The sequence below is a fragment of the Arthrobacter sp. Cza30 genome (assembly GCF_059090765.1).
The window spans coordinates 190,879-205,869 of sequence record NZ_JBNHGA010000001.1 but is presented as its reverse complement, the minus strand read 5'-3'; the positions used below and the strand labels follow the sequence as shown (position 1 = coordinate 205,869).

Sequence of the window (14,991 nt, the reverse complement as noted above, 5' to 3'; positions counted from 1 at the left end):
GGTCCGAGCGCACTCACCCCGCCGGTGATCGGCCCCACAGCACCGCACGCCGTACGCGGTCGGCTTCGCGCTGGGCGTCGGCGACGACCTGCGCCAAGCCGCTGCCCGAGAGCCAGCCGCCCACCGCGCCGAGCCCCGGCCGAGGCTCGATCCGCGCCCGCAGCGCGGCGGTGGCGTCGCGACGGCCGAGGGCGGACGCGGGCGGGACGAGGGTGTAGCGCTCGCGATGCGCTCCCAGGACCTGGGCCTGCTCGAGCGGCACCCCGAGGAGGGCGGATGCCTCGGCCCCCGCGAGCCGGCCCGCCTCGGTGTCGTCGAGGGCCTGTGTGGCAGGCGCCACGCCGGGCGCGCCGAAGGCGACCCGGACGATGTGCCGGCCGGGACCGGCGGCCTCGGCGAGCCACGCCCACCGCGCGGTCTCGTGGACGACTCCGACGGCCTGGTGCGAACCGGGGATCGCGTGGATGTGGGGACCGCGGGCGGAGGCGTCCAGCGACGGCGCGTCGACGACGAGGGTGACGACCTCCCGCGCGATGCCGCCGGGCGGTTCGACCGTGAGAGACGGCGCCTCGAGCGCCGGCGCCAGCAGCGTGCGCGCGGAGACCTCGTCCGTCGCGACGATCACGGCCGCCGCCGACTCCGCGCCCGTCTCCTCGAGCGTCTCGGTGTCGACGATCCAGCCGTCCTCCACGGGCGCGACTCCTGTCGCCCGCGTGCCGGTGCGCACGTCGACGTCCCGCTCGGCGAGACGGTCGCCGAGCGCGGCGACCAGCTGCGGCATCCCGCCCACGAGACCCTCGTACGCCGCTGCCGTGTCCTCGTCCAGGCTCAGCTCCGCGGCCGCGCCGGCGAGCGAGCCGGTGCGGGTGAGCGCCGGGTTCAGGGCGGGGGCCGCGATCTCGACGTCGACCTCTTCGGGATGCAGCCCGAACCGGTCGACGCTCAGCGGGGCGACGAGCCGGTCGTGCACGACGGCGCCCATGCGGGAGCGCACGAGGCGGCCGAGGCTGCGCTCGGACCCGATCGTCAGCGGAGGACGGAGCCGATCGACGTAGGCACGCCACGCGCCGCGCCAGCCGATGATGCGGCGGACGCTCTCATCCCAGGGGTTGGCCGGGATGCCGAGCACGGTCGCCGCCGGCAGCGGCGCCGCCCCCGTCCTCGGGATGCCGGCGATCCACTCGGCGTCGGCGCGCGGCCGGGCGACGGCCGCCCCGGGGGCGACCTCGTCGAGGAGCCTCCGGACGGCTCCGCCTCGCGTCGACCAGCACGTCGGACCGAGTTCCACGTCAACGCCCGCGATGCGGGCCTCGCCGATGACACCGCCGAGGCGGTCGGATGCCTCCAGCACCGTGACCGCCATGCCGATCTTGGCGCACTCCCATGCGGCCACGAGGCCCGCGATGCCGCCCCCGATGACGACCACACGGCGTTCGCCAGCCCACGCGGCCAGGTCGTCGAGGTCGGAGGTCACGGCATCCATCCTCCCACTCGGGCTCGTCGCGGGCCGGCAGCCGGGGTCAGGGGTGACCGCGGCGGCGTGCCTCGGCCCGGGTGAGCGGCGCGGCGGGCGGCTCCGTGTCGGCGAACGGCTCGAGCGCGACAGCGGTATCGGCGGCGCGCGGCTTCCCGTCGACCGAGGTGACACGGCCGTCGTGCAGCTCGATGACGCGATCGGCGCGCTGCACGAGCAGCGGATCGTGCGTGGAGACGATCGCCGCCAGACCCTGGGAGTGCACGAGGTCACCGATGAGGTCCATGACCGTTGCGGCGGTCCGTGAGTCCAGCTGACCGGTGGGCTCGTCCGCGATGAGCACGCGCGGGCGCGCCGCGATCGCGCGGGCGATGCCGACCCGCTGCTGCTGTCCGCCCGAGAGCTCGCCCGGGCGCTGCGCACCGTGATCGGCCAGCCCGACGAGCCGCAGCGCCTCCGCCACGCGGGCATCGCGTTCGGCCGGCGGCGTCTTGACGATCCGCAGCGGCAGCTCCACGTTCTCGGCGGCGGAGAGGATGGGGATGAGTCCGAAGGACTGGAACACGAAGCCCAGGCGCTCGCGCCGCAGTTCGGCCAGCGCGTCCTCGTCGAGCGCCGTGGCCTCGACATCGCCGATCCACACCCGCCCCGACGTCGGGCGCTCGAGCCCGCCCAGCATGTTCAGCAGCGTCGTCTTGCCGGCGCCGGATGCCCCGCGCACGACGACCAGCTCCCCCTCGGCGACCTCGATGTCGATGTCGACGCAGGCGTGCACGTCGCCCGCCGCCGAGTGAAACGTGCGACTGAGCTTCTCGCCGCGGAGCGCGCTGGTCATGACTCCTCCTCGGGGACGGATGCCGCGGCCGGCGCGGTCTGCCCGGGCCAGACGCCGACGTGGTCCGGTTCCAGCGCCAGGCGGACCCGGTCGCGCAGGTCCAGCGCGGTGACGAACTCGTCGGGCAGCTGCAGCCGTCCCACCCGGTCGAGCACCGCGTACTCCTCCGCGACGTGGTGCTCGGCGCCGTGCTCGTCCAGCCGCGTCGAGCGCAGGACCTCGGTCGAGGTCCTGCCGTCGCGGATCTGCACCGTGCGGGCCACGTGCTCGGACACCGCGGGGTCGTGCGTCACGATCAGGGTGGTCACCCCGAGCTCCTGGTTGACCGATCGCATCGCCTCGAGGACGTGGGCGCTCGTGGTGTCGTCGAGCTCACCCGTCGGCTCGTCCGCGAGCAGCACGCGCGGCTCGTTCGCGATGCCCACCGCGATCGCCACCCGCTGCTGCTCGCCGCCGGACATCTCGGCGGGCCTGCGGTCGGCGCAGTGCGAGACCTCCAGCAGGTCCAGCAGCTCCGCCACCCGAGCACGGCGAGCGGTCCCGCCGCGCACCTTCCCCGTGATGGCCAGAGCCGTGGCGACGTTCTCGCTCGCCGACAGGTACGGCAGGAGGTTGCGCGAGGTCTGCTGCCAGACGAACCCGACGCTGTGCCGGCGGAACTGGACGCGCTCCTTCTCCCTCATAGTGAGCAGGTCGTGGCCGGCGACCCACGCGACGCCGGCGGTCGGCTGATCCAGGCTCGAGAGGATCGACAGCAGCGTCGACTTGCCCGATCCCGACGCGCCGACGACGGCGACGAGCTCCCCCGGGTCGACACGGAGGTTCAGGCCCTGCAGCGCCTGCACCTCGACGCCAGGGCCGCTGGTGGAGGCCACCTTGAAGATGCGCACCAGATCCAGACACAGGATGTCGGCATCCGGGGCGGTCGACCCCAGGGTCTGTCGCGTCACGGCCATGGTCCTATCCTTCCTCCACCGTCCGCAGCGCACCCGCCGCACGCACACGCCGGGAGGCGGTCAGCGCGACGACGGTGAGCAGCGCCGCGAGGGCGATGAATCCTCCGAGCGTGAGCCCCAGGATCCCGGGGTCCACCTGGTATGCGGGCGCCACCGAGGAGCCGGTGAACGGACGCAGGTCGACGGCGGCGAGCACCACGAGCGGCACCAGGGCGCCGAAGGCCGTGCCGGCGACCACGGCGGCGACCGCGGGCGGGCCGATCTCCCACAGCGCCAGCGAGGTCGCCGAGCGCGACGGGGCGCCGAGCGTCCGCAGCAGAGCGAGCACGCGGGCGCGAGGACCGGCCGCGAGGGTGAGCGTCATCACGATCGCGAGCGCGCTGAGCAGCGCCGCGACCGCCGTCGCGAGGAGCAGGGCCCACCGTACGCCCTGCACCGCGGGTCCCGCTTCGATGCGCCGGGTGATCTCGTCGGCGGTGTCGATCCGGATGTCGGCGCCGAGGATCGTCCGCAGTTCTGCCTCCACGTCACCGGCGGCGACGCCGTCGGCCAGTCGGACGAGCACCGTGCGATCCGCGGGATCCCGGCCCAGCACGTCCTCGGCGTACGAGGAGTCCAGCGCCACCCAGTTCTCGCGGGCGCCGATGGGCACCGGTCCCCGCGTCACACCGACCACCTCGGCGTCGACCCCGCCGATCCGCAGCTCGCCGGAGCCGTCGATCATGCCGTCCGTCGCCCCGGCGACGACCAACGGCACGACCTCGCCTTCCGCCTCGAGCGAGACGCCGGCCGGCAGCATCCCGGGCCCGTCGCCCTGTACCGCGCGCAGCGCGGTCGTGTCGACGACGAAGACCGAGGTCGAGCGCTTCGCGCCGCCGATGTCGAGGATCTCCGGCTCCGCGCCCGAGATCCCCGCGGCGGCGGCGACGCCGGGGATGCCTGCCGCATCGTCCACCTGGTCGCGCGTGAAGCTGGCGCCGGTGACGCGCACATCCGCGCCGGCCTGCGCGCGAGCGGACTCGGCGACGCCGTTCTGCAGTGCCGAGAGGAGGATGCCCGAACTCACGGCGACCGAGACTCCGACCACGAGCGCGAGCACAGGCGTGAGGCCGATGGTGGGCTCCCGGAGGGCACGGGCCGATCCGAGGAACGCGTCGGCACCGGGGGCGGACCGGGCGCGGCCGAGGATCGCCCGCACCGGCACAGGGTAGAGACGCAACGTCAGCAGGCACGCGACGAGGGAGAGCAGGAGCGGGGTCGCAGCGAGGAGCACGTCGACCCCGGCGCTGTAGCCGCGCACGAACAGCAGCACGAGAGCCAGGGCGGCAAGGCCGGCGATCACCGCCTCGACGATCAGCCGCAGGCGCGATCCCCGGCGGCCGAGATCGGCGCGGGCCGGGCGCTCGGCGGCCGTGGGCGCCAGCGCCACCAGGATGACGCTCGGAGCGACGGCGAGCAGCACGACGGCGACGCCCCCGACGAGACCCGGTGACGCGCCGAACAGAAGGGCGCCCAGGACGATCGCGCCCGTCGCGCCGATCACGGCCGGCACCGCAGCGAACAGCGCCCCCTCCACGCCGAGGAGTCCGCGCAGCTGTCCGAGCGAGGCTCCGCGCGCCGACAGTAGGCGGAGACCCGGCCGCCGCCCCTCGAGGATGAGCCGGCATCCCAGGATCAGCACCGCCGCCGCCACGCCCACCGGTCCCGCTACGAGCATCGCGATCACGCCCGCGGTCGACGTCTCCTGCGCGCGCGCCAGCTCGATCTCGCCGGTGATGTCGGCGTCGAAGCGAAGGCTCAGGATGCCGACGCCGTCCGCCTGCGTGCCCACGGCGTGGGAGACGGCGGTGAACTTGCGCAGGGCGGCGACGGTCTGCCCCGCGATGCGCGCGTCGATCGCCGGGACGTCCGCCGGAAACCAGACGCGTGTCGTGTAGGTCCCGACGAGCCCGGCGCCGATGAGCGAGGCGGGGTGGGCGTAGACGGTCCCCGTGGTGACGCGGGGGCCATTGCCGTCGTCGAAGATCTTGGGCGTGAGCACGGACGGCATGTGCTGCCAGTAGTCCGACGCCGGGTCGACCGCTTCGAAGAGGCCGACGAGGACCATCTCCACGGGCTCGGCCGGCAGTCCCAGGGAACGGGTCTCGCCGACCGTCCACCCGAGATCGGATGCCACCGTCGTCGCGAGGACGACCTCGAAGCGGTTGACCAGAGCGCTGCCGCCGAAGCCGGTCCCCTCGGCGGTGAGATACGCCCCGGCCGGATCGGGCAGCCGACCGTCCACGACGCGGATGTGGTCCTCGTATCCGGGATCGAAGGCGACGGTCAGCGCCTGCGTCTGCGGGTTCTCGAGCACCTGGTTCTCGCTGGACACGGTGACCGCGTGAGCCGTTCCGAGGACGGCGGGAAGCGGGGCATCCGCCGTCGTCCTGATGCCCTCCAGGGCGCGCTGGAAGGTCCCCCACACCCGACCGACCGGCATCGGCTCGCCCGAATCCGCCTCGGGCAGCTGCGGCGTTCCGGGATTCTCCGACACCACGTCCCGCTCGGTGGCCGAGAGGGCGTCCAGCCGGTCCCGCAGCGCGGCGTCGCCGAGGAGCCCCAGGGCGAGCGGCGCGCCCATCGCGATCAGCGACAGCACCAGCACCAGCAGCGCCACCGTGGCGCCGCCGCCGGGACGGGACCGAAGGTGGTGCGCAACGAGCGCGCCGGTCGCCACGCGCCGCGTCATCGGGCCTCCTCCCCCACCGTCGCCACGCGGGCCGCTCGTGAGACCGCGGCGGCGGCGACTCCCACGATGACGGCGAGACCGGCCGACAACGCCGCGATCGTGACGGCGAAAGGCGTCCACGACATGCTGACGCCTCCGGCCAGAGGAAGGATGCCCGGGGTGATCGCGCGGACGAGCTCGGGGACGATCAGCCACGAGACCAGCACACCGGCGGCCGTGCCGAGGACGATCGCGGCGCCGAAGACGCCGCCGAGCTCCGCCGCCCGCATGCGTGCCTGCGCACCCGCGGTGATGCCGAGGGCCCGCAGCACGCCCAGCTCGCGCCTGCGCGCCGCGGCCAGGGTCTGCGCGATGGCGAACGCGGCGATGAGCGCGAGCGCGGCGGATCCGGCCGTGGCGATCCACCACCCCGCGCCGAGGGCGCCCACCACGCTCGCCGCGACACCGGGCGCCGAGGTCTGGACCGGCCGGTCGCCCAGCGCGGCGCTCAGGGCATCATCGGCCGTCGTCGCCCCCGCCGCCCACAGGGAGTTCGCCGGCACGAAAGATGTGCCGCGCTGCAGCTGGGAGGTCAGCAGGCTCTCGAGCGGCACGAAGACGGCGAGGGAGGAGGAGGCGCCGGGCACCGCCTCGACGATGGACGACACGACGGCGGCGCCGCGACGCCCGGTTCCGGCGTAGCGGAATTCGAACGGCTCCCCGACCCCGAGGCCGAGGCGCTCCGCCAGCTCCGCCGTGACCGCCGCGGCGACCGGAGGAAGGCCCGCCCCTTGTGCGGCGCCCTCCGACGGCGGGGCGTCCGCGAGCGCACCGCCGTCGGCGAGCCACAGGAGGTCCTCGGGGGCGCTGCCCCTCAGCACCGCCGTGCCCGCGATCTCGAGGGCACCCTGCCCGACAGCCTCGACGCCCGACACCGTCACGGCCAGGTCGATGGCGCCCGCACGCGGCCCGACTCCCGCGGCGAGGGCGAGCACGCGCCACGGGGCGGTCCCCGCGGGGAGGGGCGCCTCGGCGATCACACCGGCTGCTGCCCCGTCGCGCAGCACGTACTCGCTGTCCAGGCCCATCAGGACCGGCGTCCCCGTCGCGTCCAGGAGCAGCGCATCGATGACCAGCGACGCGGTGTTGCCGGCCGCGGAATCCACATCGGCGGTCACACGCAGACCGGTCGCCCCTTCGCCGAGCTCGACGGGGTCCGTCGTGACGACCGGGGCACCCTCATCGGCCGCTTCGGCGAGGGCCGCCAGCGCGCGTGCGTCGATCAGCCCATCGGCCTCCGTCACCACGGTGCTCAGCGCGGCGGCGGGTGTGGCCACCGCCTGCGCGACGACCTGGCCGATCTCGACGTCGCCGACGAACGCCGGAGAGACCGCATCCACCCCTTCCACGGCCGCCGCCGTCGCGACGTCCTCGGGCTCGACGGCATGGGGAGCGGTGTCCACGCGAAGGGCGGCGCCGGCGCGCACGGCCGCGGAGCCGGTCGTCATCGCCTGCCACGTGGCCGCGTAGGCGGACGTGAACGCGGCCTGTGCGACGGTGAGCGAGACGAGCAGCACCGCCACCGCGTAGACCGGGATGCGGCGGGCGATCTGCCGCGCTGGGTATCCCGGCCGCAGCGCGGGCAGCGCGGCGGCCGGTGCCGACCACGCCGACGACGCCGCACCGAACCCCGCGAGCGCCAGGAGCGCGCCGGCGATGAGCACGACCGCGGGCGCGATCGCGACGACGGGGTCGAACCCCCTCCCGCGCGCGAGCGGCAGCTGCCAGATCACGAGGGCCGATGCCAGCACCACGACGACGACGAGGGCCGCGGTCGTGGCGCGCGTGACCCGCGACGACGGCCTCGCTTCCTCACCGCGACGCAGCGACACCGCGTGCACGGCGGCCAGCACGACGGCGGTGACCAGCGCCCACGGCCACTGCGCGAGCGCGGCGGAAGCGGTCATCCCGGTCGTCGCGGCGATCCCGGCGGCGAGGGCGACGCCGATCGCCAGCCCGAGGATCGCCACGACGGCGGCCTCAGCGCCATCGGTCGTCCAGGACTGCGCGCGCGAGAACCCGCGGGCCCGGATCGTCGCGGTCTCGTAGTCGCGGGCGGCGGCGGTCAGCCGCGCGATCTGGGCGACGGCGGTGCCGGCGAGGATCGTCACGAGCAGGACGAGGGCAGGAGCCGCCGAAGCCAGCGCCGCCGCTCCCTGCGCGGCCTGTGCCGCCACCTCTCCGGCCGCGACGCCGGGGGGCGGCGGGCTCCCGGCGCCCGCGACCGCCCGCTCGAGCCAGGCGAGGACGAGCGTCACCGTGGTGATGGCCACCGCGACGGTTGCCGTGGCACTGGCGAGCAGCGCGCGGCGGGCCAGGGCGCGGGCGGCCAGCAGCCGCGCCGACGACAGCGAGCGGCGATCGGGCATGGGCTCGGTCCTCCGCGGCTCGTCGTCGTTCCTGGGTGGTTGACAACCTACTGGAGGAGAGCCTGCGGCGGGGATGCCGACGTGGCGCCGCGATGGGAGACTGAGGCCATGACGCTCCACATCACGGGCGATCCCGCCGCCGATCGACTGCTGACCGACGACCCGCTCGCGCTGCTGATCGGCATGCTGCTGGACCAGCAGGTCGCGATGGAGACCGCCTTCGCAGGGCCCCTCAAGATCGCCGAGAGGGCCGGAACGCTGGATGCCTCCGCCATCGCGACCTTCGATCCCGAGACCTTCACCGAGCTGTTCAAAGCGACTCCGGCGGTGCACCGCTTCCCCGGCTCGATGGCCGGCCGCGTGCAGGCGCTGTGCGCGGCTGTCGCCGACGACTGGGGCGGCGACGCCGCCGCCATCTGGACGCAGGGCTCGCCGGACGGGGCGGAGGTGCTGCGGCGTCTGAAGAGGCTGCCGGGGTTCGGCGAGCAGAAGGCGAGGATTTTCCTCGCCCTCCTCGGCAAGCAGTACGGGTTCGCCGGTGAGGGCTGGCGCGAGGCATCCGCCCCCTACGGCGAGGAGGGCGCGTATCGGAGCGTCGCCGACATCGTCTCGCCGGAGTCGCTGACGAAGGTGCGCGAGTACAAGCGGGCGGTGAAGGCCGCCGCGAAGGAGAAGGCATGAAGCCGACCGGAGGAAGCGTCGACGAGTTCCTCGCCGCAGTGACGCCGGCCAAGCGGCAGCGGGATGCCGTCGCCATGGTCGCGCTCATGCGCGAGATCACCGGGCGCGAGCCCGAGCTGTGGGGCACGATCGTCGGCTTCGGATCGTGCCACTACCGCTACCCCACCGGCACGGAGGGCGACATGCCGCTGGTCGCCTTCGCTCCCCGCAAGCAGGCCACCACGGTGTACCTCCTCGACACGGGTGCCCACAGCGCGGGTCTGGCGAGGCTCGGACCCCACGACACCGGCGTCGGCTGCCTCTACATCAAGGACCTGCAGTCCGTCGACACCGAGGTGCTGCGCGACATCATCGCCGAGGACTACCGGCGCACGCTCGCGGGGGAGACCGGCTCGACCCGGATCACCGTCACCGGCTGACCGCCGTGGAGCGGACTACTCCGCGCCGCGCCCCGTCTTCTGCTGCAGGCGCTCGATGTGCTCGGAGGCCTCGGCCTTCGTGAGGTCGGCCGAGATCTCCTCGCCCGCCTCGCGAGCCAGCGTGTCGAGGTAGCTGCGCTGAGCCGCGGTCATCGGCTCGTCGCCGGTGACCCACTGGGAAGGATCCTTCGCCGCCGGGTTGTCGGTGGGCTCGCCGGCCCCCAGCACGTCGGGTGCGTCGTTCGAATCGGACATGGGTGCGAGACTAACCCGCCTGGACGACGCCGGACCGGGGTTGACAACCCCGGTCGCATCCCCTCGTCAGGCGCCCTTGAGGCGCTCCGCGAGGTACCCGTGGAGGGCCTCGAGCGGCACGCGCTCCTGGCTCATCGTGTCGCGGTCGCGCACGGTGACGGCACGGTCGTCCAGGGAGTCGAAGTCGACCGTGACGCAGAACGGCGTGCCGATCTCGTCCTGCCGGCGGTAGCGACGGCCGATCGCGCCGGCGTCGTCGAAGTCGATGTTCCACTCGCCGCGCAGATCCTCGGCCACCTCGCGCGCGATGGGCGACAGCTGCTCGTTGCGCGAGAGGGGAAGGATCGCGGCCTTCACCGGCGCCAGCCGCGGGTCGAGCTTGAGGACGGTGCGGGTGTCCATGCCGCCCTTCGCGTTCGGGGCCTGCTCCTCGTGATACGCATCGACCAGGAACGCCATCATCGCGCGGGTGAGACCGAACGACGGCTCGATGACGTACGGGATGTACTTCTCACCCGAGGCCTGATCGAAGTACGTCAGGCTCTGGCCGGAGGCCTCCGTGTGGCTCTTCAGGTCGTAGTCGGTGCGGTTGGCGATGCCCATCAGCTCGCCCCACTCCTTGCCGGGGAAACCGAAGCGGTACTCGACGTCGATCGTGCCGGCCGAGTAGTGCGCGCGGTCCTCCTCCGGCACGTCGTAGCGGCGCATGTTGCCGGGGTCGACGCCGAGGTCGACGAACCAGTTCCAGCACTCCTCCACCCAGTGCTCGAACCACTCGTGCGCCTCGGCCGGGGGCGTGAAGTATTCGATCTCCATCTGCTCGAACTCGCGCGTGCGGAAGATGAAGTTGCCGGGCGTGATCTCGTTGCGGAAGGCCTTGCCGACCTGGCCGATGCCGAACGGCGGCTTCTTGCGGCTGGCGGTGAGGACGTTGGAGAAGTTGACGAAGATCCCCTGCGCGGTCTCGGGACGCAGGTAGTGCAGGCCCGACTCGTCGTCGACGACGCCGAGGTAGGTCTTCACCAGTCCCGAGAACGCCTTCGGCTCGGTGTACTGGCCCTTGGTGCCGCAGTTCGGGCAGGGCACGTCGGCGAGGCCGTTCTCGGCCTTGCGGCCCTTGCGCTCCTCGAAGTCCTCGATGAGATTGTCGGCCCGGAAACGCTTGTGACACTGCAGGCACTCCACGAGCGGGTCGGTGAACGTCGCGACGTGACCCGAGGCCTCCCACACGCGCTTGGGCAGGATGATCGACGAGTCCAGGCCCACCATGTCGCCCCGGCCCCGTACGAAGTTCTGCCACCACTGGCGGCGGATGTTCTCCTTGAGCTCGGTGCCCAGGGGCCCGTAGTCCCACGCCGACCGGGATCCGCCGTAGATCTCACCCGCCTGGAAGACGAACCCGCGGTGACGGGCGAGGGCGATGACTTTGTCGAGGCGGGACTGCTCGGCCACGGTGGCTCCAATGGTCGGGAAGGAAAGGCACGAAGGTGCGGATGCCGCGGACGCGGCATCCGTCGATTCTATCGATCACGCCGCGAACGGCCGCTCGACGCTCATCCGGCGAAGCCGCACCAGTCCGCGACCCACCCGAGGATCTCGCCGCGCAGCTCCTCGCCCACGAACAGCTCGATCTCACCGGACTCGCCCCCGTCCCCCTCGAGCTCCACCCGGACGTCGAAGACGGTGCCGCGCTTGTCCTCCTGCACGGCATGCGGATCGCAGCGGAACGGCACGATCGGCAGCGCGACGACGATCGGCTCGGCGGCACCGGGTGCGATCCGCAGGTCGAGGGGATACGCGCCCTCCGCCGTCCCGGCGTCGAAGTCGACGAGATTCGTCCGCTGGACGCCGGCGATGGTCGCCGCGGCGTCGCCGGTCGGCGTCACGGTGAGCTCGAGCGCTGCCGGTTCGCCCGGCGGCGACGGTCGGAAGCCGGTGAAGGCCAGCGTCGCGGCATCCGCCAGCCGTTCCCGCCGGCATTCGCGCGCGTGCAGGGGCGAAAGGAAGCCGAGCGGATCGGAGGCCGACGCCCTCACCTCGATCGCGCGGTCGCCGGTGACCAGTTCCAGCACGACGCTCGGCCGCCCGTCCGACGAGGCGGCGCAGTCGACAGCGGGCAGCTGGACGCGCACGTCGACGCTGCGACCGGCGGGGATCACGCTCGTGCGTCCGGCGACGACGCGCCTGGCGGGGCCGTCGAAGCGGGCGTCCTCGACACGGACCTCGCCGACCGTCACCGCTTCGTCCGAGCCGTTCACCACGTGAACCTGCGCCTGCCGCGGCGCCAGATCGGCGCGCAGCTGCACGAGGTCGACCGAGATCCCGGCCGGCAGCGTGGGCGTCGGTCCGGCACCGGCGGGTGCGGACGCGGTGCAGCCGGCGAGCACGGCGGAAGCGGCGAGCGCTGTCAGCGCGAACGTCACCGCCCAGGCGCGGCGGACGGGCCCGCGGCGGACCGATGCGCGCTCGAGCAGCCGCCGCTGCCGCCCGACGCGTGCGCGCAACTCAGGCAGATCGCCGCTGCCAGGGCCGTACGACGGCATCCCACGCCCGTTCTGCCTGAGTTGCGAACGCGACGGCGTGGACACGACGGCTCCGGCTACCGCTTGAGCAGTTCTCTCGCGACGGTGAAGTCCTCGAGCGCGACCGGGTCGATGTCGACGCCGAGCCCATGACCGGTGGGCACGCGGACGTGTCCGTCTTCGAGCGTCGCCGGCTCGGTCACGATGTCGCGGGCGTAGAAGCGGTCGGATGCCGACACGTCGCCGGGCAGCGTGAAGCCCGGCAGCGCGGCGAGCGCCGCGTTGGCCGCGCGGCCGATGCCGGTCTCGAGCATGCCGCCGCACCACACCGGCACGCCGGCCCCGCGGCACCGGTCGTGGATGCGGACCGCTTCGAGGTAGCCGCCGACACGGCCGGCTTTGATGTTGATGACGGATGCCGAGCCCAGCGCCAGGGCGTCGGCGGCGGCCTTGTCGGACACGATCGATTCGTCCAGGCACAGCGGGGTGCGCAGGCGCCGGGCGAGCGTCGCGTGGTCGACCAGGTCGTCCTCCTGAAGCGGCTGCTCGATCAGCAGCAGGTCGAACCGGTCGAGCTCGGCCAGCGTGTCGGCATCCGCGAGGGTGTACGCCGAGTTCGCGTCGACCTGCAGGGGGATGCCGCCGAACGCGTCCCGCACGGCCGCGGTGTCGTCGACGTCGCGGCCCGGTTTGATCTTGATCTTGATCCGCACGTATCCCTCGTCGAGGTATCCCGCCACGGTCTCCACGAGCGCAGCCGGATCCCGCTGGATGCCCACCGACACGCCGCTGGGCACGCGGTCGCGCTTCGCGCCGACGTATTCGCCGAACGGCCGTCCCTCGGCGCGCAGCGCCGCGTCGATGACCGCCAGCTCGAGGCCGGCCTTGGCCATTCGGTGGCCCTTGAACGGCTCGAGCACGCCCGCCACCTCGTGCGGCGCCAGGCGTCCGCGATCCAGCAGGGCCGGCACCAGGAACCGGAGTGCGACATCCCACGCACCCTGCGTGTACTCGCTGGAGTACAGCGGCGCGTCGCCCGTCACGACCTCGCCCCAGCCGTCGCCGTCGGCCGTGAGCGCACGCACGATGATCACCTCGCGGACGGTCTCGGTGCCGAACGACGTCGTGAACGGCGCGACCAGCGGCACGTGCAAGACGCGCAGCTCGACGGCTTCGAGAGCGACGGATGCCGCGGGCCGGGCGATGGGCATGCGTTCAGGGTACGCCGGGCCCTTCCGCTGGGGTGGCGGCGCTCCCGGGACAGCTCGAGCACCGGTCGGCCCCGTCAGGTGCCGAGCGGCGCCGGCATCCGCCTCAGTGCGCGTAGCGCATCGGCGCGTGCGCCTCGCGGCGCAACGGCACGTACGTCGACCGCGCGACCCGCGGACGGCGTCGCTTCGGTGCAGTCCGCATCGGGCCGCGCCGGTGCCGCACCGCCGTGCGCTCGGCTCCGCCGCCGCGCAGTGCGCTCCCCAGCGCCTGGATCAACATCTCGATGTGCTCGCGCATGGCTCTTCCCCTCGCTCGCAGGGAAGAGCCCCGGCCCCCGCAGCTGATACACCCGCCCCTCGCCTGTCGCCGAGTGCTGAAAGGACGGCACCCGTGACGCGCCGGCCGCTGCGCGAATCGCGGCCGCGGGGCGGAGTCAGGCGGGGAGCTCGGCGAAGGCGCGGACCGGGAACGTGCCGAAGCCCTCGACGGCGGGCGGCGCGGCGGTGAATCGCGCGCCCCGCGGCGGAAGGGCCCCGAGGTTCGTGAGGTGCTCGACCACGTGCATGCCCGCCGCGAGCAGCAGCGAGTGCGCAGGTCGCTCGCCGCCCGACTGGGTGTCGTCGATGTTCACCGAGTCGATGCCGACGAGCACCGCCCCCGCATCGATGAGCCACTGGGCGGCCTCCCCGGTGAGGAACGGGGCCCCGACTCCGTACTCGGGGCGGCCGAACCACCGGTCCCATCCCGTGTGCAGGAGCACCGCCGCCCCGCGCACGTCGCGGTCGGCGAGGGTCTCCGCGCGGATGCCGCGGCGCGCCTGATCCCAGGCATCCTCGAGGTGGAACACCTCGGCGCGCAGGCCCACCATCGTCGACAGCTCGAGCCCGGCGAGGTCGGGGCCGTCGGCGTAGCGATGGAACGGCGAGTCCAGGTACGTGCCGGTGTTGCCGATCATCGTGATGAGGTCCATCGCGAACTCGGTTCCCGGAGCGTAGCGAGCGCGGGAGTCCTCGCGCGTGAGGTGCGGCGTGATGGTCGGCGCCGGAAGACCGGGGTAGGTCACCAGGCCCGCGCGGATCGGGTGGCTGAGGTCGACCACCCGTGCACCCGCACCCGAGTCCGCGGGGGCCACGCCGCGACTGCCGCGGTGCGGCTCCTCGACGATGCGCACCCCGCGCAGCTCGACCTCGTCCACGAGGGCCACCCCGAGATGGGCGACCAGCAGCCGCCCGAGCTCCTCCTCGGTGACCTCCGCCGAGGGCAGGTCGAGGCGGAAGCCCGTGCCGGCCAGCCCCCCGCCGTTGGCGAACCGGATGTCGAAGTCGAAGTGGGCGCGGTACTGCGCGGGCGTGTGCGACATGCGGCCAGCATCCCACCGGCAGCCGGGCGCGGTCGGAGATTCGCGCTGGGTTCGGAGGATTCGGCAGGAATGCTCCGACGAACGGCCGATCCTCCGACATGCAGGCGTCGTTAGCCGGTCCGGCGCCGTGAGGCAACC

The 14,991-nt window shown here is 73.5% G+C and carries 13 protein-coding genes; 2 read left to right on the top strand and 11 right to left on the bottom strand.

The genetic code is table 11. From position 1 onward, the window contains the following. Positions 1-13: 13 nt before the first annotated feature. The 5 genes from AC5RVZ_RS00825 to AC5RVZ_RS00805 are packed head-to-tail and all read right to left on the bottom strand — an operon-like array spanning position 14 to position 8,404. Entirely contained in the window at positions 14-1,483 is a 1,470-nt protein-coding gene (locus tag AC5RVZ_RS00825) for a protoporphyrinogen/coproporphyrinogen oxidase (protein WP_494063889.1), read from the bottom strand. Positions 1,484-1,520: 37 nt separating this feature from the next. Next, positions 1,521-2,309: an ABC transporter ATP-binding protein gene (locus tag AC5RVZ_RS00820; RefSeq protein ID WP_494063888.1), complete on the bottom strand. Its 789-nt coding sequence runs from the start codon at positions 2,307-2,309 to the stop codon at positions 1,521-1,523. Next, positions 2,306-3,265 (bottom strand): ABC transporter ATP-binding protein, encoded by a 960-nt coding sequence (locus AC5RVZ_RS00815; protein ID WP_494063887.1) that lies wholly within the window; start codon positions 3,263-3,265, stop codon positions 2,306-2,308. The genes AC5RVZ_RS00820 and AC5RVZ_RS00815 overlap by 4 nt, the downstream gene beginning before the upstream one ends. Positions 3,266-3,269: 4 nt before the next feature. Continuing rightward, the gene (locus AC5RVZ_RS00810; protein ID WP_494063886.1) at positions 3,270-5,996 is read right to left on the bottom strand and encodes an FtsX-like permease family protein; all 2,727 of its coding nucleotides are present in this window, start codon (positions 5,994-5,996) and stop codon (positions 3,270-3,272) included. After that, positions 5,993-8,404 (bottom strand): FtsX-like permease family protein, encoded by a 2,412-nt coding sequence (locus AC5RVZ_RS00805; RefSeq protein WP_494063885.1) that lies wholly within the window; start codon positions 8,402-8,404, stop codon positions 5,993-5,995. Before AC5RVZ_RS00805 ends, AC5RVZ_RS00810 begins: the two co-directional genes overlap by 4 nt. A 108-nt stretch (positions 8,405-8,512) precedes the next feature. Here AC5RVZ_RS00805 and AC5RVZ_RS00800 point away from each other — a divergent pair, with 108 nt between their 5' ends. Together AC5RVZ_RS00800 and AC5RVZ_RS00795 are read left to right on the top strand one after the other, a co-directional pair. Beyond that, positions 8,513-9,085 (top strand): HhH-GPD-type base excision DNA repair protein, encoded by a 573-nt coding sequence (locus AC5RVZ_RS00800; RefSeq protein WP_494063884.1) that lies wholly within the window; start codon positions 8,513-8,515, stop codon positions 9,083-9,085. Further along, entirely contained in the window at positions 9,082-9,504 is a 423-nt protein-coding gene (locus AC5RVZ_RS00795) for a DUF1801 domain-containing protein (protein ID WP_494063883.1), read from the top strand. The genes AC5RVZ_RS00800 and AC5RVZ_RS00795 overlap by 4 nt, the downstream gene beginning before the upstream one ends. 15 nt (positions 9,505-9,519) lie before the next feature. Here AC5RVZ_RS00795 and AC5RVZ_RS00790 read toward each other — a convergent pair whose 3' ends face one another. The 6 genes from AC5RVZ_RS00790 to AC5RVZ_RS00765 form a co-directional block, all read right to left on the bottom strand. Further along, on the bottom strand, positions 9,520-9,759 hold the full coding sequence (locus tag AC5RVZ_RS00790) for a DUF3072 domain-containing protein (protein ID WP_494063882.1): 240 nt from the start codon (positions 9,757-9,759) through the stop codon (positions 9,520-9,522). Positions 9,760-9,825: 66 nt separating this feature from the next. Then, a complete protein-coding gene (locus AC5RVZ_RS00785; RefSeq protein ID WP_494063881.1) occupies positions 9,826-11,211 on the bottom strand; it encodes a glycine--tRNA ligase in 1,386 nt (461 codons plus the stop codon). Positions 11,212-11,312: 101 nt separating this feature from the next. Then, positions 11,313-12,302, bottom strand: a complete 990-nt coding sequence (locus AC5RVZ_RS00780) for a putative periplasmic lipoprotein (protein ID WP_494063880.1) — start codon at positions 12,300-12,302, stop codon at positions 11,313-11,315. A gap of 56 nt (positions 12,303-12,358) precedes the next feature. Next, positions 12,359-13,492 (bottom strand): o-succinylbenzoate synthase, encoded by a 1,134-nt coding sequence (menC, locus tag AC5RVZ_RS00775; protein WP_494063879.1) that lies wholly within the window; start codon positions 13,490-13,492, stop codon positions 12,359-12,361. A gap of 103 nt (positions 13,493-13,595) precedes the next feature. Continuing rightward, positions 13,596-13,790 (bottom strand): hypothetical protein, encoded by a 195-nt coding sequence (locus tag AC5RVZ_RS00770; protein WP_494063878.1) that lies wholly within the window; start codon positions 13,788-13,790, stop codon positions 13,596-13,598. A 136-nt stretch (positions 13,791-13,926) separates the two neighbouring features. Then, positions 13,927-14,853 carry a cyclase family protein gene (locus tag AC5RVZ_RS00765; protein ID WP_494063877.1) on the bottom strand — a complete coding sequence of 309 codons (927 nt, stop codon included), beginning with the start codon at positions 14,851-14,853 and terminating at the stop codon, positions 13,927-13,929. Positions 14,854-14,991: the final 138 nt, after the last annotated feature.